Origin of the sequence: Labrys sp. KB_33_2 (assembly GCF_052114505.1) — a bacterium.
Classification (GTDB): Bacteria; Pseudomonadota; Alphaproteobacteria; order Rhizobiales; family Labraceae; genus Labrys.
Window position 1 is genome coordinate 36,091 of record NZ_JBFREW010000022.1, and the last position, 18,850, is coordinate 54,940.

The 18,850-nt window shown below is 63.7% G+C and carries 19 protein-coding genes; 5 read left to right on the forward strand and 14 right to left on the reverse strand.

All coding sequences use genetic code 11. From position 1 onward, the window contains the following. Positions 1–65 precede the first annotated feature (65 nt). The 3 genes from ftsA to murB all read right to left on the reverse strand — a co-directional run bounded on the left by ftsA (position 66) and on the right by murB (position 3,557). On the reverse strand, positions 66–1,391 hold the full coding sequence (ftsA, locus tag AB4037_RS29975) for a cell division protein FtsA (protein ID WP_434955751.1): 1,326 nt from the start codon (positions 1,389–1,391) through the stop codon (positions 66–68). Beyond that, positions 1,388–2,284: a cell division protein FtsQ/DivIB gene (locus tag AB4037_RS29980; RefSeq protein WP_441773991.1), complete on the reverse strand. Its 897-nt coding sequence runs from the start codon at positions 2,282–2,284 to the stop codon at positions 1,388–1,390. The genes ftsA and AB4037_RS29980 overlap by 4 nt, the downstream gene beginning before the upstream one ends. Before the next feature lie 355 nt (positions 2,285–2,639). After that, positions 2,640–3,557: a UDP-N-acetylmuramate dehydrogenase gene (murB, locus tag AB4037_RS29985; protein ID WP_434955749.1), complete on the reverse strand. Its 918-nt coding sequence runs from the start codon at positions 3,555–3,557 to the stop codon at positions 2,640–2,642. A gap of 115 nt (positions 3,558–3,672) precedes the next feature. Between murB and AB4037_RS29990 the strand changes: the two genes are divergently transcribed. Further along, a complete protein-coding gene (locus tag AB4037_RS29990; protein WP_441773992.1) occupies positions 3,673–4,260 on the forward strand; it encodes a nucleotidyltransferase family protein in 588 nt (195 codons plus the stop codon). Then, positions 4,257–4,808, forward strand: a complete 552-nt coding sequence (locus tag AB4037_RS29995; protein ID WP_441773993.1) for a DUF4269 domain-containing protein — start codon at positions 4,257–4,259, stop codon at positions 4,806–4,808. Before AB4037_RS29990 ends, AB4037_RS29995 begins: the two co-directional genes overlap by 4 nt. Positions 4,809–4,839: 31 nt before the next feature. Here AB4037_RS29995 and AB4037_RS30000 read toward each other — a convergent pair whose 3' ends face one another. Both AB4037_RS30000 and murC read right to left on the reverse strand, forming a co-directional pair. Continuing rightward, positions 4,840–5,520 (reverse strand): DNA alkylation repair protein, encoded by a 681-nt coding sequence (locus tag AB4037_RS30000; protein ID WP_441773994.1) that lies wholly within the window; start codon positions 5,518–5,520, stop codon positions 4,840–4,842. A 51-nt stretch (positions 5,521–5,571) separates the two neighbouring features. Further along, the gene (gene murC / locus AB4037_RS30005; RefSeq protein ID WP_434955745.1) at positions 5,572–6,975 is read right to left on the reverse strand and encodes a UDP-N-acetylmuramate--L-alanine ligase; all 1,404 of its coding nucleotides are present in this window, start codon (positions 6,973–6,975) and stop codon (positions 5,572–5,574) included. A 213-nt stretch (positions 6,976–7,188) separates the two neighbouring features. On the opposite strand from murC, the gene AB4037_RS30010 reads away from it, so the two are divergent. Continuing rightward, a complete protein-coding gene (locus tag AB4037_RS30010; RefSeq protein WP_441773995.1) occupies positions 7,189–7,659 on the forward strand; it encodes a hypothetical protein in 471 nt (156 codons plus the stop codon). 72 nt (positions 7,660–7,731) lie between these two features. On the opposite strand, the gene AB4037_RS30015 is transcribed toward AB4037_RS30010, so the two are convergent. The 6 genes from AB4037_RS30015 to AB4037_RS30040 all read right to left on the reverse strand — a co-directional run bounded on the left by AB4037_RS30015 (position 7,732) and on the right by AB4037_RS30040 (position 13,961). Further along, positions 7,732–8,784 (reverse strand): DUF2955 domain-containing protein, encoded by a 1,053-nt coding sequence (locus tag AB4037_RS30015; protein ID WP_434955743.1) that lies wholly within the window; start codon positions 8,782–8,784, stop codon positions 7,732–7,734. Then, entirely contained in the window at positions 8,774–9,886 is a 1,113-nt protein-coding gene (locus tag AB4037_RS30020) for an HlyD family secretion protein (protein WP_434955742.1), read from the reverse strand. Before AB4037_RS30020 ends, AB4037_RS30015 begins: the two co-directional genes overlap by 11 nt. Next, the gene (locus AB4037_RS30025; RefSeq protein ID WP_441773996.1) at positions 9,886–10,518 is read right to left on the reverse strand and encodes a MarC family protein; all 633 of its coding nucleotides are present in this window, start codon (positions 10,516–10,518) and stop codon (positions 9,886–9,888) included. The genes AB4037_RS30020 and AB4037_RS30025 overlap by 1 nt, the downstream gene beginning before the upstream one ends. 388 nt (positions 10,519–10,906) lie before the next feature. Beyond that, positions 10,907–12,001, reverse strand: a complete 1,095-nt coding sequence (gene murG, locus AB4037_RS30030) for an undecaprenyldiphospho-muramoylpentapeptide beta-N-acetylglucosaminyltransferase (RefSeq protein WP_441774038.1) — start codon at positions 11,999–12,001, stop codon at positions 10,907–10,909. Beyond that, positions 11,995–13,164 (reverse strand): FtsW/RodA/SpoVE family cell cycle protein, encoded by a 1,170-nt coding sequence (locus AB4037_RS30035; RefSeq protein ID WP_441773997.1) that lies wholly within the window; start codon positions 13,162–13,164, stop codon positions 11,995–11,997. Before AB4037_RS30035 ends, murG begins: the two co-directional genes overlap by 7 nt. A gap of 179 nt (positions 13,165–13,343) precedes the next feature. After that, on the reverse strand, positions 13,344–13,961 hold the full coding sequence (locus AB4037_RS30040; protein ID WP_434959614.1) for a TetR/AcrR family transcriptional regulator: 618 nt from the start codon (positions 13,959–13,961) through the stop codon (positions 13,344–13,346). 78 nt (positions 13,962–14,039) lie between these two features. Between AB4037_RS30040 and AB4037_RS30045 the strand changes: the two genes are divergently transcribed. Continuing rightward, a complete protein-coding gene (locus tag AB4037_RS30045) occupies positions 14,040–15,011 on the forward strand; it encodes an alpha/beta fold hydrolase (protein WP_441773998.1) in 972 nt (323 codons plus the stop codon). A gap of 92 nt (positions 15,012–15,103) precedes the next feature. Here AB4037_RS30045 and AB4037_RS30050 read toward each other — a convergent pair whose 3' ends face one another. Then, a complete protein-coding gene (locus AB4037_RS30050) occupies positions 15,104–15,289 on the reverse strand; it encodes a 4-oxalocrotonate tautomerase (RefSeq protein ID WP_434955739.1) in 186 nt (61 codons plus the stop codon). Positions 15,290–15,402: 113 nt separating this feature from the next. Here AB4037_RS30050 and AB4037_RS30055 point away from each other — a divergent pair, with 113 nt between their 5' ends. Beyond that, on the forward strand, positions 15,403–16,287 hold the full coding sequence (locus AB4037_RS30055) for a LysR family transcriptional regulator (RefSeq protein WP_441773999.1): 885 nt from the start codon (positions 15,403–15,405) through the stop codon (positions 16,285–16,287). An 11-nt stretch (positions 16,288–16,298) separates the two neighbouring features. Here AB4037_RS30055 and murD read toward each other — a convergent pair whose 3' ends face one another. Together murD and mraY are read right to left on the reverse strand one after the other, a co-directional pair. Further along, positions 16,299–17,687 (reverse strand): UDP-N-acetylmuramoyl-L-alanine--D-glutamate ligase, encoded by a 1,389-nt coding sequence (murD, locus tag AB4037_RS30060; RefSeq protein WP_441774000.1) that lies wholly within the window; start codon positions 17,685–17,687, stop codon positions 16,299–16,301. Positions 17,688–17,701: 14 nt separating this feature from the next. Further along, positions 17,702–18,823 carry a phospho-N-acetylmuramoyl-pentapeptide-transferase gene (mraY, locus tag AB4037_RS30065; protein WP_434955736.1) on the reverse strand — a complete coding sequence of 374 codons (1,122 nt, stop codon included), beginning with the start codon at positions 18,821–18,823 and terminating at the stop codon, positions 17,702–17,704. Between the last annotated feature and the right edge of the window lie 27 nt (positions 18,824–18,850).

Consider the following 18,850-nt stretch of genomic DNA (forward strand, 5'->3'; position numbering starts at 1 on the left):
CCATTCTTCATGTCTCAACGTTACTTTTCGATTCGAAACTCGATTTCCCTTTTGCAAATCGAAGTTTAGAAGCTGTGTTTCAACCAACGCCCTACCCGCCCGAAATACCCGTCTGTTCCGGTAGCTTGCGCCCGTGTCCGAACCTGCGGTTCGAAATGCTCGACTCCGGCGATTTGCGGATAGACCAGGAGGCCAGCTGCCGTAGCGAAAGGTGGCCCCTTGGCCGCTTCGGGCATGCCGGCAATGCCAAGGGGGCGCCCGATGCGGACCTGCCGGTCCAAAATCTTGCGCGCCAGTTCCACCGTGCCCGTCAATTGGCAGGCGCCACCCGTCAGCACGACGCGGCGCCCCGCTTCGGCCCAGGCGCCTGAACCGCGCAGGCGGTCGCGCACCATTTCGAGGATTTCCTCGATACGCGGCCTGATGATGCGGACCAGACGCGAACGCGGCACGTGATGAATGCCATCGCCTTGGTCATCCCCGACCGGTGGCACGGCGATGGTCTCGCGGTCATCCGAGGGGCTGGCGATGGTAGCGCCGTAGAGAACCTTCAGGCGTTCCGCCTCCGACAGCTTGGTCGACAGGCCGCGCGCCACGTCGGTGGTGACATGCGCCCCACCCACCGGCAGGCTATCGGCATGCACGAAGGCACGGTTGGCGAAGACGGCGACGGACGTGGTGCCGGCCCCCATGTCGATCAGGGTCACCCCCATCTCTGTCTCGTCATCGACGAGAGCCGACAGGCCAGCCGCATAGGGCGTGGCGACCATCGCCTCGACATGGAGATGGCAACGCTCGATGGCGAGCATCAAATTCTTGGCCGGCGTGGACTCGGCCGTCACCACATGCATGTCGACGCCGAGTTGACGTCCGAGCATGCCTCTGGGGTCGGAGATGCCACCGACGCCGTCCAGCATATGGCCGATCGGCAGCGAATGCAGCACGGCGCGTCCGTCGCGCACGGAATGGCTGGCGCCAGCATCGAGAACGCGGTGAATGTCGAGATCGCAGACCTGATGGCCACCGACCTCGACCGTAGCCGAATAGTGCTCGCTCGCCACCCGCCCGCAGGAAATGTTGACGATCACCGAATCCACCCGCACGCCGGCCATGCGCTCGGCGGCATCGACGGCGTGGCGGATCGCCTGCTCGGCGGCTTCCATGTCGACGACGGCGCCGGACTTCAGCCCGCGTGAGCGTTGATGGCCGATACCCAGGATCTGGGCCTGATGGCTACGGCCAGGCAGGAGATCGGCCCCTTCGAGCGGACGCAGCCGCGCGATCAGGCAAACGATCTTGTTGGTACCGACGTCGAGCACCGACATCACCGTGGTGCGGCGCGGCGCCAAGGGCTTGAGCTTGGGGGTCAGGCCATTCTCGAAGGGGCTCATGCGCGGCCCCCCTTTGCCTTCTTCTTGGACAGCGCGTCGGCCCGGGCAGCCGCGGCCTGCTCACTCAAACGAAAGGTAGCGCGATCGGGCATACGCATGTCGACTGCCAGAATATCCTTTTCCAAAACCTTGCCCTTCCGCTCAAGGCCAGCCAGAGCCTTCAGGGCCTGTTCCGGGTTGTCCTCGGGAAGGCGAACGACCACGCCATTGTCGAGCGTGAGATTCCAGCGACGCTGGGAGACGAGGGTGGCTCCCCTTACCCGCCCGCTCAGTTCGGGCGTGGCGGCGACCGCCGCGACGATCTCGCTGGCCCGCTTGTCGGCCCCCTCGCCCACCACCAGTGGCAGATCGGCAAAACGGGCCTCGACGTGGCTCTCGATCACGACGCCATCTTCGGCGATCACGTTGACCGAGCCGTCACGCTGCCACAGGGCATAGGGCGCGCGCTCCTCGATGGTAACCGAGAGCGTGGAGGGAAATAGCTTGCGAACCTGAGCCGATTTCACCAGAGGCAGCTTCTCCAACCCTTCGCGTGCCGCTTCGGCATCGAGAAACAGCAAGGAGGAGGTGTTGGTGACCCCGGCGGCGGCAAAGATCCTCTGATCCGTCAGCTCGCGCTGGCCGGTGACGGCGACGGTCTCGACCCGGAAGCCGAAGAGATTGGCCGCCATGTCGAGCGGCGCGCCATATTGGACCTTCATCTGCGGCCAGACCGGTCCGGTCTGGGCGCCATAGACGATGGTTCCCGCCAGAAAGGCGGTCGACAGCATGAGCCCCAGCCCTCGCGGGGGCTTTGCCAGCAGACGCTGCAGCCGCGACGAGCGCTGATCCACGAACGTCCTGGTCGTGAATCCGGCTTGGCGCAGGGAGGACAGATTGAAAAAACGCAGCATATGCTCGAAGCCAACGCTCTTGAGGAACCATCCGTTAGGGCGGTCTTTTGAAGGGCGATCTCAGGAGCTGATCACCCCCCTCAGGCGGGAAATGCTTCATGCCCCATTAACGTTAGCTTTCGGACAAATCAGTAAACAATCGGTTAGCGGCGCTTCAGCTTTGCCGCTTTAGGCTCTGGGGAGGCTCAGAAATCGACACCATGCCCGACCCGACATGACGCAAGGTCACTCTGCCTGCCATATCAAGCAGAGTTTCCCCGCAAGGCCACAGGACGGATTTCGCCGGAAAACGCTGCAAATAGCTGATATTTTACAAATTCCTCTCGATCGTACGATGAGAGGAATTTGCTTAAGGTCAGGCAGGCAGCCCAACGCGCTTGATTTCCCAGTCGAGCTCGATGCCCGAACGGTCCTTCACGCGCTCGCGGACGGTCTCGCCCAGCGTCTCGATGTCTGCAGAGGAAGCAGTGCCGAGATTGACCAGGAAATTGGTATGCATCGGCGAGACCTGGGCTCCGCCGATGGTCAGCCCGCGGCAACCGGCCTCATCAACCAGCTTCCAGGCCGAATGGCCGGGCGGGTTCTTGAACGTGGAACCGCCGGTGCGGGTATTGACCGGCTGGGACGAGGAACGTGTCTCGGTGATCTTCTGCATCTCCGCCAGGATCGCCTCGCGATCCCCCGGCTCGCCGCGGAAAGTCGCTTGCGTGAACACGACATCGGCTGGCACGCTGCAGCGCCGATAGCTGAAGCCCATGGCGGGAGCATCATAAAGCGCGATGGAGCCATCGCGGCGGACAGCGCGCGCCGAGACGAAGACATCCTTGGTCTCGCCGCCATAGGCGCCGCCATTCATGCGCAAAGCGCCGCCGATCGCGCCGGGAATGCCGCGCAGGAAGGACAGCCCCCGGATCCCCGCTTCCGCCGCCGCGCGCGCCACCTTGACGTCGGGGGCGCCTGCTCCGGCCGTGATGGCCAGACCGTCGACGGCAATGCCGCCGAAGCCCTTGCCGAGACGGATGACCACGCCCTCAACGCCACCGTCACGCACCAGAAGATTGGAGCCCAGACCGACCACCATCCAGGGGGTTTGCGTGGGCAATCCGGCCATGAACAGCGCCAGATCCTCCTCGTCCACCGGCGTGAACAGCACCTGGGCCGAGCCGCCGGTGCGGAACCAGGAGAGCGGTGCCATCGGCGCATTGGCGTCCAGCGCACCGCGCAATCCCGGCATCAGCGGGCGCAGCGAGGGGATGATGTCGGGAAAGGGCATGGTATCCGAAAAGATCTTGGTCTGATCAGTGGGTTGGCAAGGGCGCTTTATTGCCTACATTCGCCCAAAAGCCCAGCGATTCTGCTAAGCGGATTCCGTTTGGAGAGCTCGTACCTTGCCCCATCCGTCCGCTTCTCTTGAAGAGCGCCTGCGCACCATCGTCCGCGAGGATGAGAACCTCATGGCCTTTCTCGTCGCCGCCCGGATGCTGCGGCTGCCGCAATGGCGGCTGGCTGCGGGCTGCGTCTATCAGACCGTGTGGAACAGTCTGAGCGGGAAACCCGCAGGCACCGGCATCAAGGACTATGACCTCATCTATTTCGATGCCGACGATGTGAGCTGGGAGGCCGAGGATGCCGTGATCCGGCGCGCCGATACCGTTCTCGGCGGTCGCTGGCCGGTCGAGATCCGCAATCAGGCCCGGGTCCATCTATGGTTCGAGCGGCGTTTTGGCCTGCCCTATCCGCGGCTCAATTCGGCCGACGAGGCCTTCGGGCATTATGCCGCCGTCGTGCATGCGGTCGGTGTCCGGCTGGAGGAGGACGATACGATCGACATCGCCGCTCCCTTCGGCCTCGATGATGTTTTCGGCATGATCATCCGCCCCAATCCGAGACGCCGCGACGACAAGGGCCTGGCCGCAAAGGCGGCACGCGCAAAGGCGATCTGGCCGCAATTACGCCTGGTGGATCTGCAACCATGACGCCCAGACTGGACTATGCGCAGGCCTTGCGGGCAACGAAGCTGCTCGAGCTGTTGCACGCCTATGATCCCCATATCGCGGGCACACCGCCTCTCGGCGTCGACCTGCCCACCAGCGATATCGACATCCTCTGCCACGCCCCGGACACCCTCGCCTTCACCCGGACGGTCTGGGAGACTCTTGCCGGAGCGCCGGCCTTCTCCATCCATCAATGGATCGGTGGCGGGCGCCCGGTGATCGCCACCTTTACGGCAGAGGGCTGGTGCTTCGAGATCTTCGCCTCCCCGCAGCCCGTGGCCGAACAGGCTGGCTGGCGCCATTTCGTGGCGGAGCGGCGGCTGCTCACGCTGGGAGGAGCGCTTTTTCGCAGCCGCGTCATGCATCATCGCGAGGCGGGCCTGAAGACCGAGCCCGCCTTCGCCGCGGCACTGGGCCTGAAACGCGATCCCTATCAGGCCCTTCTCGATCTGGAGCGGCAAAAGGATGGCCATCTCGAGGCGCTCCTCGCCGCCGCCGGCTGCCTGCCCCCATCAGCGCAAAGGGAGTGAACCCGGAGGACGTTTGCGCGCCGGGTCCGCTTTACGCCTTGATATGCTTCAAGGCTTCACGCCGGCTGAGGCCGCTGAGCTCGGGGTGCTCCTCGACATAGCGGGCAACCTCCAAGGGATCGACGCGGGCATGGTGCCTGAGAGCCCAGCCGATCGCCTTGCGCAGGAAGAACTCCCTGGAGGCGATCGAGGGCGCGATGCAGGCATAGAGGAGTTCGAGATCCGTCTCCACCTTGGCGTCGAGCTGGCAGAGGATCGCACTCCGGCGCTTCCACATATTGGCGTCGACGGACCAGGCGAGCATGGCCTGTCGCATTGCCGCGCCGTCATTGCGCAGGATCGGTAGCAGGCGATGCGCGGCGATGACATCGACATAGTCCCACCAGGCACCGGTGACGATCATCTCCTCATACATCGGCAGGACTTCGAAGCGCTGGAACGACCTGGCAGCACGCAGGCCGGTCAGTTCGATGGCAGCGTAGCGTTCCTCGCGGAAACGGGCGCCACGCCAGATGGCGAGAACCTCCGCCTGCCAATGCCCAACGCTCTCAAAGCGAAGATCGGCGAATACGGCCTTGCAGATCTGCCTCAGCGGCACGGCGGAGACACCCAGATAGGGCATCGTCGATTTCATATAGGCTTGCATGCCCGGAGCCCGCGCCGGGTCTGCCGCAACCGCCAGACGTGCGTGGATCGTCTCGGCGAGGCTCATGCCCTCCTCCTACTAAGCGGAGTTTTCCGATGAGGCGCGAAACGCTTTGGCCTACCCCAGCGCCGCCAGTTCGCCAGGCAGCGCATAGGCCCATTGGGTGATGTTGCCGGCCCCCAGACACACGACATAGTCACCGGGCTTGGCCACCGACGCGACCAGGCCGGCGAGCGAGCCGGGGCGATCGAGCCCGACGACATGGCGGTGACCCCGAGCGCGGATGCCGGCAACGAGGCCTTCCTTGTCTGCCCCCGGGATCGGCGCCTCGCCGGCCGCATAGACATCGGCGACCACGACCATATCGGCATCGTTGAAACAGGCCGAGAACTCGTTGAACAGGCTCGCCAGGCGGCTGTAGCGATGCGGCTGCACCACCGCGATCACCTGGCCGGTGGTCGAGGCCCGCGCCGCCTTGAGCACGGCCGAGATTTCCACGGGGTGGTGGCCGTAATCGTCGAACACCGTAACGCCGTTCCACTCCCCGGTGCGGGTGAAACGCCGCTTCACGCCGCCGAAACCTTCCAGGCCCTTGCGGATCGCCTCGGCATCCATGCCGAGATTGTGGGCGACAGCGATGGCAGCCGTGGCATTGAGGGCATTGTGCCCGCCCGGCATGGGCAGGCCGAGATCGGGTAGCTCCACTACCGCGCCGGTCTTGCGGTCGCGAATGACGACCCGGAAACGCGAACGTCCACCCGAAAGATCGAGATCCAGCAGGCGCACATCGGCCTGCGGGTTCTCGCCATAGGTGACGACGCGGCGATCCTCGATGGTGCCGACCAGCTCCTGCACCACCGGATGGTCGAGGCACATCACGGCAAAGCCATAGAAGGGAATGTTCTCGACGAAGGCCCGGAAGGCATCCTTGATGGCCTCGAAGGTCTTGAAATGATCGAGATGCTCGGGATCGATATTGGTGACGATGGCGACGTCGGTCGGCAGCTTGAGGAAGGTGCCGTCGCTTTCGTCGGCTTCCACCACCATCCAATCGCTCGAGCCCAGCCGCGCATTGGTGCCGTAGGCGTTGATGATGCCGCCATTGATCACGGTGGGATCGAAACCGCCAGCATCAAGGAGCGTCGCCACCAGCGAAGTCGTGGTGGTTTTGCCATGCGTGCCGGCAACCGACACACAGGTCTTCAGCCGCATCAGTTCGGCCAGCATTTCGGCACGCCGCACCACCGGCAGGCGCTTTTCGCGCGCGGCGGCAAGTTCGGGATTGTCGCGCTTGATTGCGGTCGAGACCACGACCACCTCGGCCTCGCCGATATTCTCGGCGGCGTGGCCGATGAAGGTCTTCACGCCCTTATCCTTCAGGCGCTTGACGTTGTAATTGTCGGCCGCGTCCGAGCCCTGCACCGTGTAGCCCAGATTGACCAGCACTTCGGCGATGCCGGACATACCGATGCCGCCGATGCCGACAAAGTGGATGGGGCCAATTTCACGGGGCAGCTTCATGAGATCTCTCGAAAAGATGGGATTTGGCTTCGTATAGGGGTGCGGAGGCTAGGAGGCAAATCTTCATCGGAGCTGGATCAGGGAGACCCATTGCCACCGCTTTGGCCTGTCCCGGATATTCGGTCGATTAGACTGTCCTGCACGGCATCCGTTCGATTACATAGGTAAAATCAGGAGGCGCTTCGGTATCGTCCGGCAGCAAGGGGGGCGCATATGCAGCCATTGTCCCGAAATTCCATTTTCTATATTCTGTTCGTGGCAATCGAAACGGCTCTCGCCTCTTTCTTATTCTGGATAATTTTTCCGATATTTCGAAATTTGATTGCCAACATGGGTAAGGAGCAGGATTTACAACCGTGGATTGGGGTGATTATTGTCGGTGACACCTTCGCCCTTCTATGTTTCTATTGGGCGAGATATCGTTTTTTTCCTATCTATACACCGTTCCACAGTGCAGTCGTCGGCCACCTCCTCCAATTTACCAGCCGCGCCAGCTTTTTCATTGGCGGCGCGCTCTTCTCGGTAATTTTCTTCAGGCACGTGCCTGAACTCGATCCGCTCCCGCCCATCGGCCAGATTCTGGTGAAGGGATTTATCGTCATGAGCGTTCTCTTCGCCTTGTTCTGCTATTCGCTCGAACTCGAGCGACTGGGAAAGGCAATCGAGGTGCCCCCCGAAGCCTGACAAAGTGGGAAGAGCCGATATCGCGTGCAAAGAGGTAGCGGAGGGCGCTGAGACCGGCGTCACGTCTGGCGCTCATCTCGTGTCCGCGCCATTCTCGTCGATGTCGCCCGATCGCCGGGGCACAGATGCAGGCCACGACAAGGCCGTCAGGCAAAGCGTGCAGGCGATCGCAAACAGCACTTGGCCGATGCGTGTGGCAAAGCTTTCCACCGTACTGCCGGGCAGCGGCGACACACCCAGTCCCAGCAGCACGAGAAAGATGATCAGCGCGCCGGCATAGATCCTACCGGATGTGGGATCGGCAGCCGCCCTCCCGCCGAACAGCAAGCCGACCGTGAGGACGATCAGAAACAGGAAGGGCAGTTCCGGACGCAATTCCAACAGCGCAAAAGCGACGGAGGCAACGATGCCACCGAGCAGATTGACGGCAACCAGCCCGAAGGCCGCGCGACCGCTGGCAGCAAGGTCGAGCTGATTGAGAAGCGAAGCCACCGTGATCGGTACGACCACCGCCGATGAAAACCGGTCGCTGACGAGGCAGACCGTCACCATGACCAGCAGGATCGCCGCGTTCGCCAAGGCCCGCATGGTCGCCTGGCTCGATGGCGGAGAGACCGGCGTTGGGGGTATCTTGCCGCCCGTGTCGGGAAAGGCGGCGTGGGCGAGCCATGTAAGGACGACGCCGGCCACGGCGGCCTTCAGCAGGATGACAACGATGCCCTCGCCGAGGTCCTTTTGCAGGACACCGAGCAGGGGCACCATCACCGCGAGAATCAAGACCAGGAATGCCGCCTGTCCCCCCATGCCCAGTACCAGCAGCAGGAAGCAGAAAAAGTAGATCAGGCCGAGCGAGATCAGCAGCGCGGCCGGCTTGTCACCGAAAATGCCTGTCAGCCACACCATGGCCAAGCCGCAGACGGCAATCAGCACGACGAAGCCGACGGCCTGCCGCAGTCCGAGCGGCTTCAGGCCACCGATCAGGAATTGCGTCGCCAACATCGGAGCGAGGAAAGGCAAGGGAGAGCCTTCCGCCGTGCTCATCGTGAAACCGATGGCGACCGCGAAAGCGATGCGTAGGCCTTGACGCTTTGCCCGCGACAGCCCGGGATTCTCCTCAGCTGACATAGGTCAGCGCCGAGACCAGGCGGATCCAGAATCGGCCGACAGCGTTCATCGCCGGGTTTTCGCCGGTGTAGACCACGACACTGACCTGCGAGCCGTAGCGGATGCCGCGCGGCGGGCTATCCTTGAACACCAGTCGCACCGGGAAACGCTGAGGCTCGCGCACCCAGCCACTCTGGTTGCGGATGGTCGGAAGCCCCGTGGCGGGGTCGATGCTGCCCTGGGAAACGCCCCAGCCGATACTCTCGACACGCATGGCGAAAACGGTGCCGGGTAGAGAATCCAACACGACCTCGGCGTCATTGCCCGGCGCCATATATTCCAGACTGTTTTCCTTGTAGGCGGCTGCGACCCATATGCTGTTCGCGTCGATGAAGGTCAAAGCCGCCTGACCCGTGCCGATCACCTGGCCGACGCCGAGCTGGAGATTGGTGACGACGCCGTCCGACGGAGCAATGACGGTGGTATGGAGCAGATTGAGCCGGGCGCGCTCAAGCACGGCAAGTGCTTCCTTGAACTGCGGATTGTCGTTGCCTTGCGGCCCAAGCTGCTCGCGCGCTTTGGCGAGGTCTGCTTCGGCGCCCGTTACGGTCGCTTCCGAAACGCCAAGGGCCGAATTGGCTTCGTCAAGCTTGGCCCGTGCATAGATGCCTCGTTGCACCAGGATCCTCGCTCGCTCCACCTGGGCTCGTACATTCTCGCGATCGGCCTGTACCTTCACCAGCTTGGCCTGGGCGGATTCCACTTCCTGAGTGGAAGCGCCGATTGTCAGGCCGATGCGTTCGAGACCCGCCTGCGCCTCCGCGACGGCGATCTCATAGGGCTTCGGATCGATACGAAACAACACCTGCCCGGCAGCGATGCGGGCATTGTCGCCGACGCCGACTTCCAGCACCCTGCCCCCGACCTCTGACGCCATCCGCACCACATAGGCCTGAACCGCGGCCTGCGAGGAGATGGGGGTCAACCGCTCCATCGCCACCGAAAGCGCGAACACAACGATGACGATCAGGACCGTCACGAGCGCCGTGCGCCGCAGCGGGTTCCTCGGCGGTGGCGCCGGATCGGTGATAGCCGGCGCATCGGGACGGGCGGCCTCGTTCATCAATGGGCTCCGGTTACCGCAGCGATGACACCGAGATCGCGGAAGCTCGAGATCATCAACTGGACGGCAAGCGCCGCCAGCAACAGGCCGACGACCTTGCCGACAACCACCATGGCGCCGCCGCCGCCCTTCTTCAGCAGCTTGTCAGCCGAGAGCAGGATGGCAAGATTGATGCCCATGATGACGAGGACCATCACCGCAACGGTGATCAGTTCGCCGATGCTGTCCTTGGTGGCGACGACGGTGGTGATCGCCACCAGGCCCTGGGGCGTCGCCATCATCGGAATGGCAAGCGGATATACAGCGATGTCGGCGGAGGGCAGAGCATCGCCATCTTCCGCCTTCTTCTCGCTTCCCATCACCATGTCGAGGGCAAAGAGCAGCAGGATCAGGCCGCCTGCGATCTTCAGCGCCGGAAGCGTAATATGGAAGACACCGAGCAGCCATTGCCCCGCGAAGACGAAAACGAGGCAAACGATTGCAGCCACCAGCACGGTCTTGAAGGCCACTTGGCGCTTGAACGCCGCATCGGCCTTGCCCGTGAGCTTGGCATAGACGATGGCCGCCTTGAGCGGTCCGATCGTAATCAGCAGGATGACGAAAATATCGGCTAGCCCAATATCGGTGCTCATCGCCCCCCCAATCGCAGGCGCTTCGCCAAATGCGGTATTGTTCCCCGCGAGAATACAACTTGCGCTTGCATTGCAAGGATATCAAGCGCCTCCGACCCCGGGGGGCAATCGCTTTGGGTTATCGCGTGATGAAGACTGGAACGAGAGGCCCGCACTCCCGAAAACTCTCAAGCCCCGGACGAACGACAATTTGAAGCGATTACCCTGAAGTGGGTGTCCGGTCCCGGATGAGATGCCGTAGATCGATTTTAAACTATGGAGGATCTGGGGCTCATGTCGTGTACAAGCCCGCCAGCGCCCGCGAAACGAATAGGCCCGGAGCGCCTCAGCCCCGGCTTTCTCCACCACCTGCAGGTTCGCAAAGCCGGTCCGAGGACCCGCCCTCCCGTCACATCGCCGCCAGCTTGACCACCCAGTCGGCGAGGCGGCCGGCTGCGTCAGGAATACCGGCGTCCCGTGCATTGACGGCCATTGCCTGCAGCCCCACCGGATCGCCGAGGAGTGCCGTGAGATCGGCAGCCAGGGTCTCGGCAGTGAAGTCCGGTTGCATCACCATCCGGGCACCGTTGACATTGGCGAGCGTACGAGCATTGGCGGCCTGGTCCTGATCGAGGGCTCCCGGCAGCGGCACGAGGATCGACGGACGGCCGATGACCGAGAGCTCGGCGACGGTCGAGGCGCCGGAGCGGCTGATCACGAGATGGGCCCCCGCGATGCGGGCGGGCAGGTCACGAAAGAAGTCGCTGACCTCGGCGGTGACGCCGAGACCCGCATAGGTCCCGCGCACGGCGGCAAGATCCTCCTGGCGCGCCTGCTGCACGATCCTGAGCCGACGGCGCAATTGTTCGTCCAGCCGCGCGATCGCCGGCGGCACGATCGACGACATCACCGCCGCGCCCTGGCTGCCGCCGAAGACCAGCAGGTTGATCGGCCCATCCAGGTCGGGATAGGGAACCTTGGCTGCTTCCATCACAGCCGGCCGCACCGGGTTGCCGGTATGGACCAGCTTCGATTTCGGCACATCGTCCATCATCGCCACATCGGCAAAGCCGGTGGCGATGCGCGTCACCTTCGGCGCCAGCATGCGGTTGGCCCGGCCCATCACCGCATTGGCTTCATGGATCATGGTCGGGATCTTGCGCCAGGCCGCGGCCGTCAGCGGCGGCAGGGTCGGATAACCGCCAAAGCCGCAGACGACAGCCGGCCGCAGCCGGCCCAGCATGCGCCAGGCTGCCAGCGTACCGGTGCCGAGTTGCCAGAGCGTATTGGCCATGGCGAGCGGCGAACGCGAACGCACGGTCTCGGACGGGATGACATGAATGTCCTCCCAGGCGAAGGTACCGGTATAGCGTTCCACCCGTTCGTCGGTGGCAAGATGGGGGCGGAAACCGAGTGGCACGAGCGCACCCGCCAACGCTTCGGCCGGAAACAGATGGCCGCCGGTACCACCGGCGCAGAGCAGGACGATCTTGCCGCTCACGATGACAATCCGATGCCGGCTGCGGCCTGAGCCCTGCGGTCGCGGAAGCTGAAGGCGCTTTCAAGCATGTCGGTGCGCGGACGGCGGCGGGTGAGAGCCAGCACCATGCCCATGCCATAGGCCACCGAGATCAGCGAGGAGCCGCCATAGGAGATGAAGGGCAGCGTCATGCCCTTGGCGGGCATCATATGGAGATTGACCATCAGATTGATCGAGGACTGCATTCCGAACAGCAGAGTGAGGCCGGCGGTGGCGAAGCGGCAGAAGGGATCTTCGACCTTGTAGGCATGCCAGAAGCCGCGCAGCACGATGAGGGCGAACATCGCCACCACTGCCATGACGAAAAGAAGGCCGAACTCCTCGCCGGTTACCGCCATGATGAAATCGGTGTGGGAATCCGGCAGGATCAGCTTGTAGGTGCCCTCGCCCGGCCCCTTGCCGAGCCAGCCGCCTGAAAGGAAGGCATCGCGCGCCACGTCGACCTGGAAAGTGTCGGTGCCCTCGGGCTTGAGGAAGCGATCGATACGCGAGGTCACGTGCGGGATGAACTGATAGGCCGCCACGATGCCGACGACACCGATGCCGCCGAGCCCCACCATCCAGAACCAGTGCAGCCCGGCCATGAAGAACAGCGCGCCCCAGACGATGGAGATCAGCATGGTCTGACCGAAGTCGGGCTGCAGGATGAGCAGTCCCGCCGAGCAGGCCAGCAGCAGCATGGCGAGGATATTGGCGGGAACGTCCGGCCGCTTAACGTTTTCGGAGAACAGCCAGGCCGCCAGTACGACGAAGGCCGGCTTGAGGAATTCGGAGGGCTGGATGCCTGCGATCCAGCGCCTGGAGCCCTTCACCTCGGCGCCGAACAGCAGTGTCGCCACCACCAAGGCTGTGGCGAACAAAAACATCACCAGCGCCAGCCGGCGGATCGACTGCGGCGACAGGAAGGACACCCCGATCATCACCATCAGCGCCACCGGGATCATCATCGCCTGGCGGTTGACGAAGTGAAACATGTCGGAGATGCCGATGCGCTCGGCGACGGCGGGGCTCGCCGCCAGCAGGAGCACGATACCGGTCAGCATCAGGGCCAGGATCGTCATCAGCATCAGCCGATCGACGGTCCACCACCAGGCATTGAAGGCTGAACGTTCGGTACGCGAGGCCATGAACAGGGAGTCCGTCAGCTGAGGCAGGATCGCCCTAGCAGTGCTCCCGACAGGGTTTAGGAAGGGTTAAATGCGAAGGCTTTACCGCGCTTTTGCCGGCAATGCCCCTGGACCACCGATTGAACAGCCGCCCCCAGCCGCTCGGAGCGATCGGCACCGATCTGCGCCTCGGCCCTCTTCTATTGTCGCGCCTGGCCTCGGAGCTGCCTGCGGTCGAGCCCCGCCACCACATCCTCGACGATCCCCTGCAACTCAGCCCGGCCGATACCGTCCCGCGCCTGGATCGAAATCCCCTGCATGACGGCCGCCAGATGTCTTGCCAAGCCCGGGATCGTCCCGGCGTCGGCGAAGGGCCGGAGCGCCTCAGCGATCTTGGCTCGGATGGCGTCGCGCCGTGCCGCGAGATCGCGGGCCAGTGTGGCATGGTCAGGATGGCAGGTGATCATCCCGCTGGAGATCATGCAGCCACGCTCGCGGTCGGGATGGATGACGGCCCCGACCGCCGCTTCCAGCAGCAGGCGCACGGCCTGTGGCAGGCCGCTCGCCTCCGCGACGGCGGCGAAATCGAGTAAGCCGATGCTGCCCTCATAGCGGGCGAGCGCCTCCTGATAAAGCCCGGTCTTGCTGCCGAAGGCGGCGTAGAGGCTGGGTGGTGCGATCCCGATCGCCTTGGTGAGATCCCCGATCGACACGCCCTCATAGCCGTGGCGCCAGAACAGCCGCATGGCTGTCTCGACCGCCTGCTCCCGATCGAAGCTCCAGGGCCGCCCGCCACGTGATTTCGAACCATGTTCCATATCGAGTACTAAACAACATCTTGACAGGCAGCGTCAAGCAAGTTGAATAGCGATCGATAAACAAGATGGAAGAAAGCAATGGACCCTTCGAAACGCCTTTTCCTGGGTGCTGCAGCCGCCCTCACCGCTCTCGCCATCGAATCGGGACTGACAGGTTCCGCATCGGGCGCGACCGGCAAGAAACAACCGAATGCCGCCGCGAAGGCCGGCCGATCCGGCTCAGGGCGTGAGAGCTTCATCGTCCCTTCGGCCGATGGCACGCTGCTCGCCGGCGAGGCACAGGGAGATCCGGCAACGCCCGAGATCCTGTTCATCCATGGCCTGCGCCAGAGCCGGCTCAGCTGGGACAAGCAGTTTGCCGATCCGGCACTGGACGGCTTCCGGCTGGTGCGTTTCGATCTGCGCGGCCATGGCGATTCCGACAAGCCAGCCTCGCCCGACGCCTATTCCGATACCGATCGTTGGGCGGATGACGTTGCCGCGGTGATCGCGGCCACGAAGCTGCGCCGCCCCATCCTGGTGGGTTGGTCGCTGGGGGGCCATGTCGCCGGTGCCTATCTGCGTAAATATGGCAGCTCGCGGATCGCGGGGATCAACCTGGTCGATGCCGTCACCAAGCTGTCGCCGGATCTGCTCACTCCGCTCGCGGTCAGCTTCGCCAAGACGGCGATCTCACACGATCTCGGCGAACGGACCGCCGCGACGGCCGACTTTCTCGCCGCCTGTTTTCACAAGCCGCTCACCGGCATCGAGCTGCAGCGCATGCTGGTGGTCAACGGCATGACCGGGCGGGCGGTGAACGAGGGCTTCGTGAAGATCGCCACCCCCGATCTCGAACCGGTGTTTCAGGCCTATCCCGGCCCGATCCTGCTGACGCATGGCATTCATGACCGGCTGGTGCGCCTGGCGATGTCCGAACGGATCAAGGCCCTTCATCCTGATAGCCGGCTCTCGGTCTACGCCGATAGCGGCCATAGCCCCTTCTATGAGGAGCCGGCACGATTCGGACGGGAACTCGCGGCCTTTACGACCGCGTCGACAAGAGGCTGATGCCGCGTGGAGCCGGTTCGATCCGGCAAGCAGATCCTGCCGGCTCCCGCACATTCCGCAGCAAGACCATCGCCCGCCGCGGAAAGACACGCTCAACTGTCCGATTTCAGCTTTCCTGCAACGGCCCAGGCATCCTTCGGGACCTCGGTGATGATGATCTCGACGGCTTCCGGCGGACAAACCAGGGTCTCGACGACAGCTTTGGTCGCCGCCTGCACGAAATCGCGCTTTTGTTCGAGTGTACGTCCGGGATGCATTTCCAGTCGCAGGATAGGCATGGTCACTTCCTCATGAAAAGGTCCGATAGCGGGCCTCCCGCAATGTTCTCCAAACCCGGTGGCTGATAAATAGCCATCTGAGCATTTCATTCAGAACCATATGGATTGCAATCATGGACAAGCTCGCCGGCATGGCCATGTTCGTCAGGGTGGTGGAAGAAGGCAGCTTCGCCGCCGCGGCGGAGACCAGCCGGGTATCGGCGACCATGGTCGCCAAGCATGTCCGCCTGATCGAGCAGCGCCTGGGAGCCCGACTGCTTCACCGCACCACGCGCCGCCACCAGCTCACGGAAGTCGGCAGGCTCTATTACGAACGCTGCAAGACGGCACTGGCCGAGGTGGCCCTGGCCGAAGCGAGCGCCTCCGAATTGCAGGCCAGTCCGCGTGGGCGTCTGCGCTTGGCCGCGCCGGTGAGTTTCGGCAGCGAAAGCCTGGTGCCGGCCCTGATCGACTATCTGCAGCGCAATCTCGACGTCACCGTCGATCTCATGCTCGACAACCGCACCCCGGACCTGATCGGTGAGGGCTGCGATCTCGGCATTCATATCGGCGATCTCACGGATGAAAACCTGGTGGCCCGTCCGCTGAAGTCCTATCGCCGAATCCTGGCGGCCGCGCCGTGTTACCTGGATGTGCACGGGCGGCCAGACCATCCGCGTGAGCTCTGCGATCATGATTGCCTCGGCCATGCCTATTGGCGCACGCAGGGCATCTGGCATCTCGTCGGCCCGCACGGCGAAACCTGCACGGTAAATGTCGGGGGCCGCTTCACCACCAATCAGGGATCGGCGCTGCGCGTGGCGGCGCTCCATGGCGCAGGCATCGTTTTGCAGCCCGAACTGTTGTTGATGAACGATATCGACGCCGGCCGGCTCGAACCCGTGCTGCCGCTATGGTCCTATCGTCCCACACCGATGCACCTCGTCTACGCCCCGGACCGGCGGCCGACGGCCATGCTGCGCAGTGCCATCGACTTTCTGGTGGCCCGCTTCGGCTGATCGAGATGCCGTCAGGCCTTTCCGATACCCGGCAGGGACAGCACGGCCCGGGAGAAGGCCTTGCCCCGTTCTTCGAAATTGCGGAACTGGTCGAAGGAAGCGCAGGCTGGGGAAAGCAGCACCACGGCCTCCTCGAGACCGGAAGCCGCCGCGTCGGCAGACGCCAGAGGCACCGCCTTCTCGATCGTCTCCGCCCGCACATAGGGCACCCGCCCTTCCAGTGTCGCAGCGAACTCCTCCGTCGCCTCGCCGATCAGATAGGCTTTGCGGATCTTGGGAAAATACTCGGTCAGGGCCTCGATGCCGCCGGTCTTGGGCTTGCCGCCGGCGATCCAATACAGGGTCGGGAAGGATGACAGGGCCTTGGCCGTGGCATCGGCATTGGTGGCCTTGGAATCGTTGACGAACAGCACAGGCCCAAGCCGGCCGACCTGTTCCATGCGGTGGGCGAGGCCCGGGAAGCTGCGCATGCCGGCCTGGATCTGATCCAGTGTCAACCCGCCGGCCCGGGCAGCAGCCAGCGCAGCACAGGCATTCTGGGCATTATGCGCGCCGCGCAGGGAGCCGATGCCGGCGAGGCTGGCGACTTCGGCCGCCCTGCCCGCTTCGGCCGAAAACAACCTGTCGCCAACGGCGTAGACGCCGTCGCTCAATGGCCGCTCCACCGAGATGCGGATGGGCCTGCCGCCCTGGCGCTCGATCTCGTCGGCAACAGCAGCGCACCAGACATCGTCGACGCCGACAACTGGCGTGCGGGCGCCTTCGACGAGGCGCGCCTTCACGGCGGCATAATGTTCCAGCGTGCCGTGGCGGTCGAGATGATCCTCAGTGACGTTGAGCAGGATAGCGACGGAGGGATCGATGCTCGGTGCCAGATCGATCTGGTAGGAGGAGCACTCGACGATATGCACCTTGTCGGGCGACGGCGGATCCAGCGACAGGATCGCCGTGCCGATATTGCCGCCGAGCTGTACGTCGTGGCCGGCTGCGGCGAAAAGGTGGGCGATCAGTGCCGTGGTCGTGGATTTGCCGTTGGTGCCGGTGATGGCGATGAAGGGCGAGCCCGGCGCCCTCGCCCGGCGCTCGCGGACGAAGAGTTCGATATCGCCGATCACCTCCACCCCATGTGAAGCGGCCAGCTTGACCGACCAATGCGGCTCGGGGTGGGTGAGCGGTACCCCGGGCGACAGGACCAGCGCGGCGACGGAGGACCAGTCGATCTCATTGAGGTCGCGGACGTCGAGCCCCTTGTCGCCAGCGGCCTTGCGTCCGGCTTCACCATCGTCCCAGACGATGGGCCTGGCGCCACCGGCGGCGAGAGCTTCGGCAGTCACCAGGCCGGACCCGCCTAGGCCGAACACGGCAACAGCACGGTCGCCGAAGGAAGTGATCGGGATCATGACGATCTTTCGTCCTATCTGAGCTTGAGCGTGGCAAGCCCGAGCAGAGCCAGCACCACCGCGATGATCCAGAAGCGGATCACGACCTGCGGTTCCTTCCAGCCAAGCTGTTCGAAATGGTGATGGATCGGCGCCATCTTGAACACGCGCTTGCCGGTATAACGGAACGACAGCACCTGGATGATCACCGACAGGGTCTCAGCCACGAACAGGCCGCCCACGACCAGCAGGACGATCTCATGCTTGGTGGCCACGGCGATCGAGCCCAGCATGCCGCCGAGCGCGAGCGAACCGGTATCGCCCATGAAGATCTGGGCCGGCGGCGCATTGAACCAGAGGAAGCCGAGCCCCGCCCCGATCATCGCGCCGCAGATCACCGCGAGTTCGCCGGTGCCAGGTACGAAGTGAAGCTGCAGGTAGTTGGCGAAATTCGCGTTGCCGACGAGATAGGCGATGACACCGAAGGTACCGGCGGCCACCATCACCGGCACGATGGCAAGCCCGTCCAGGCCGTCCGTCAGATTCACGGCATTGCCGAAGCCTACGATGATGAAGGCGCCGAAGACCACAAAGAAATAGGAGAGGTTGATCAAGAGTTCCTTGAAGAAGGGAAAGGCGACCGAGGTCGCCTGCGAGATCGGCGCTCCGCTGCCCCACAGGAAGCCGAGGAAGCGCGCCCCGCCCGCCTGTGCCATCAGGATCACGGCGACGCCGGCGATCAGGAATTCCAGAGACAGGCGCGCCCGGCCGGAAAAGCCCTTGTGGCTTTGCTTGGTCACCTTGAGATAGTCGTCATAGAAGCCGATGGCGCCAAAGCCGAGCGTTACCAACAACACGGCCCAGACATAGACATTGGCGAGGTTGCCCCACAGCAGTGTCGATACGCCCAGCCCCGACAGGATCATCAGCCCGCCCATGGTCGGCGTGCCGCGCTTGGACAGATGCGATTGCGGGCCGTCGTCGCGGATCGGCTGGCCCTTGCCCTGCTTCACGCGCAGCCAGGAGATCGTCCACGGCCCGAAGAAGAACACGAACAAAAGTGCCGTGAAGATAGCCCCACCGGTCCGGAAGGTGATGTAGCGGAACAGGTTGAGGAGCTCGAAATGTTCGCTGAAGCGGCTCAGCAGATAGAACATGGAAATCCTTTCAACCTCAGAGCATTT

Coding starts and splice junctions, on each gene's coding strand:
- ftsA (WP_434955751.1), bottom strand. CDS start 1,391: ATGAGCCCCTTCGAGAATGGCCTGACCCCCAAGCTCAAGCCCTTGGCG.
- AB4037_RS29980 (WP_441773991.1), bottom strand. CDS start 2,284: ATGCTGCGTTTTTTCAATCTGTCCTCCCTGCGCCAAGCCGGATTCACG.
- murB (WP_434955749.1), bottom strand. CDS start 3,557: ATGCCCTTTCCCGACATCATCCCCTCGCTGCGCCCGCTGATGCCGGGA.
- AB4037_RS29995 (WP_441773993.1), top strand. CDS start 4,257: ATGACGCCCAGACTGGACTATGCGCAGGCCTTGCGGGCAACGAAGCTG.
- AB4037_RS30000 (WP_441773994.1), bottom strand. CDS start 5,520: ATGAGCCTCGCCGAGACGATCCACGCACGTCTGGCGGTTGCGGCAGAC.
- murC (WP_434955745.1), bottom strand. CDS start 6,975: ATGAAGCTGCCCCGTGAAATTGGCCCCATCCACTTTGTCGGCATCGGC.
- AB4037_RS30010 (WP_441773995.1), top strand. CDS start 7,189: ATGCAGCCATTGTCCCGAAATTCCATTTTCTATATTCTGTTCGTGGCA.
- AB4037_RS30015 (WP_434955743.1), bottom strand. CDS start 8,784: ATGTCAGCTGAGGAGAATCCCGGGCTGTCGCGGGCAAAGCGTCAAGGC.
- AB4037_RS30020 (WP_434955742.1), bottom strand. CDS start 9,886: ATGAACGAGGCCGCCCGTCCCGATGCGCCGGCTATCACCGATCCGGCG.
- AB4037_RS30025 (WP_441773996.1), bottom strand. CDS start 10,518: ATGAGCACCGATATTGGGCTAGCCGATATTTTCGTCATCCTGCTGATT.
- AB4037_RS30035 (WP_441773997.1), bottom strand. CDS start 13,164: ATGGCCTCGCGTACCGAACGTTCAGCCTTCAATGCCTGGTGGTGGACC.
- AB4037_RS30040 (WP_434959614.1), bottom strand. CDS start 13,961: ATGGAACATGGTTCGAAATCACGTGGCGGGCGGCCCTGGAGCTTCGAT.
- AB4037_RS30045 (WP_441773998.1), top strand. CDS start 14,040: ATGGACCCTTCGAAACGCCTTTTCCTGGGTGCTGCAGCCGCCCTCACC.
- AB4037_RS30050 (WP_434955739.1), bottom strand. CDS start 15,289: ATGCCTATCCTGCGACTGGAAATGCATCCCGGACGTACACTCGAACAA.
- AB4037_RS30055 (WP_441773999.1), top strand. CDS start 15,403: ATGGACAAGCTCGCCGGCATGGCCATGTTCGTCAGGGTGGTGGAAGAA.
- murD (WP_441774000.1), bottom strand. CDS start 17,687: ATGATCCCGATCACTTCCTTCGGCGACCGTGCTGTTGCCGTGTTCGGC.
- mraY (WP_434955736.1), bottom strand. CDS start 18,823: ATGTTCTATCTGCTGAGCCGCTTCAGCGAACATTTCGAGCTCCTCAAC.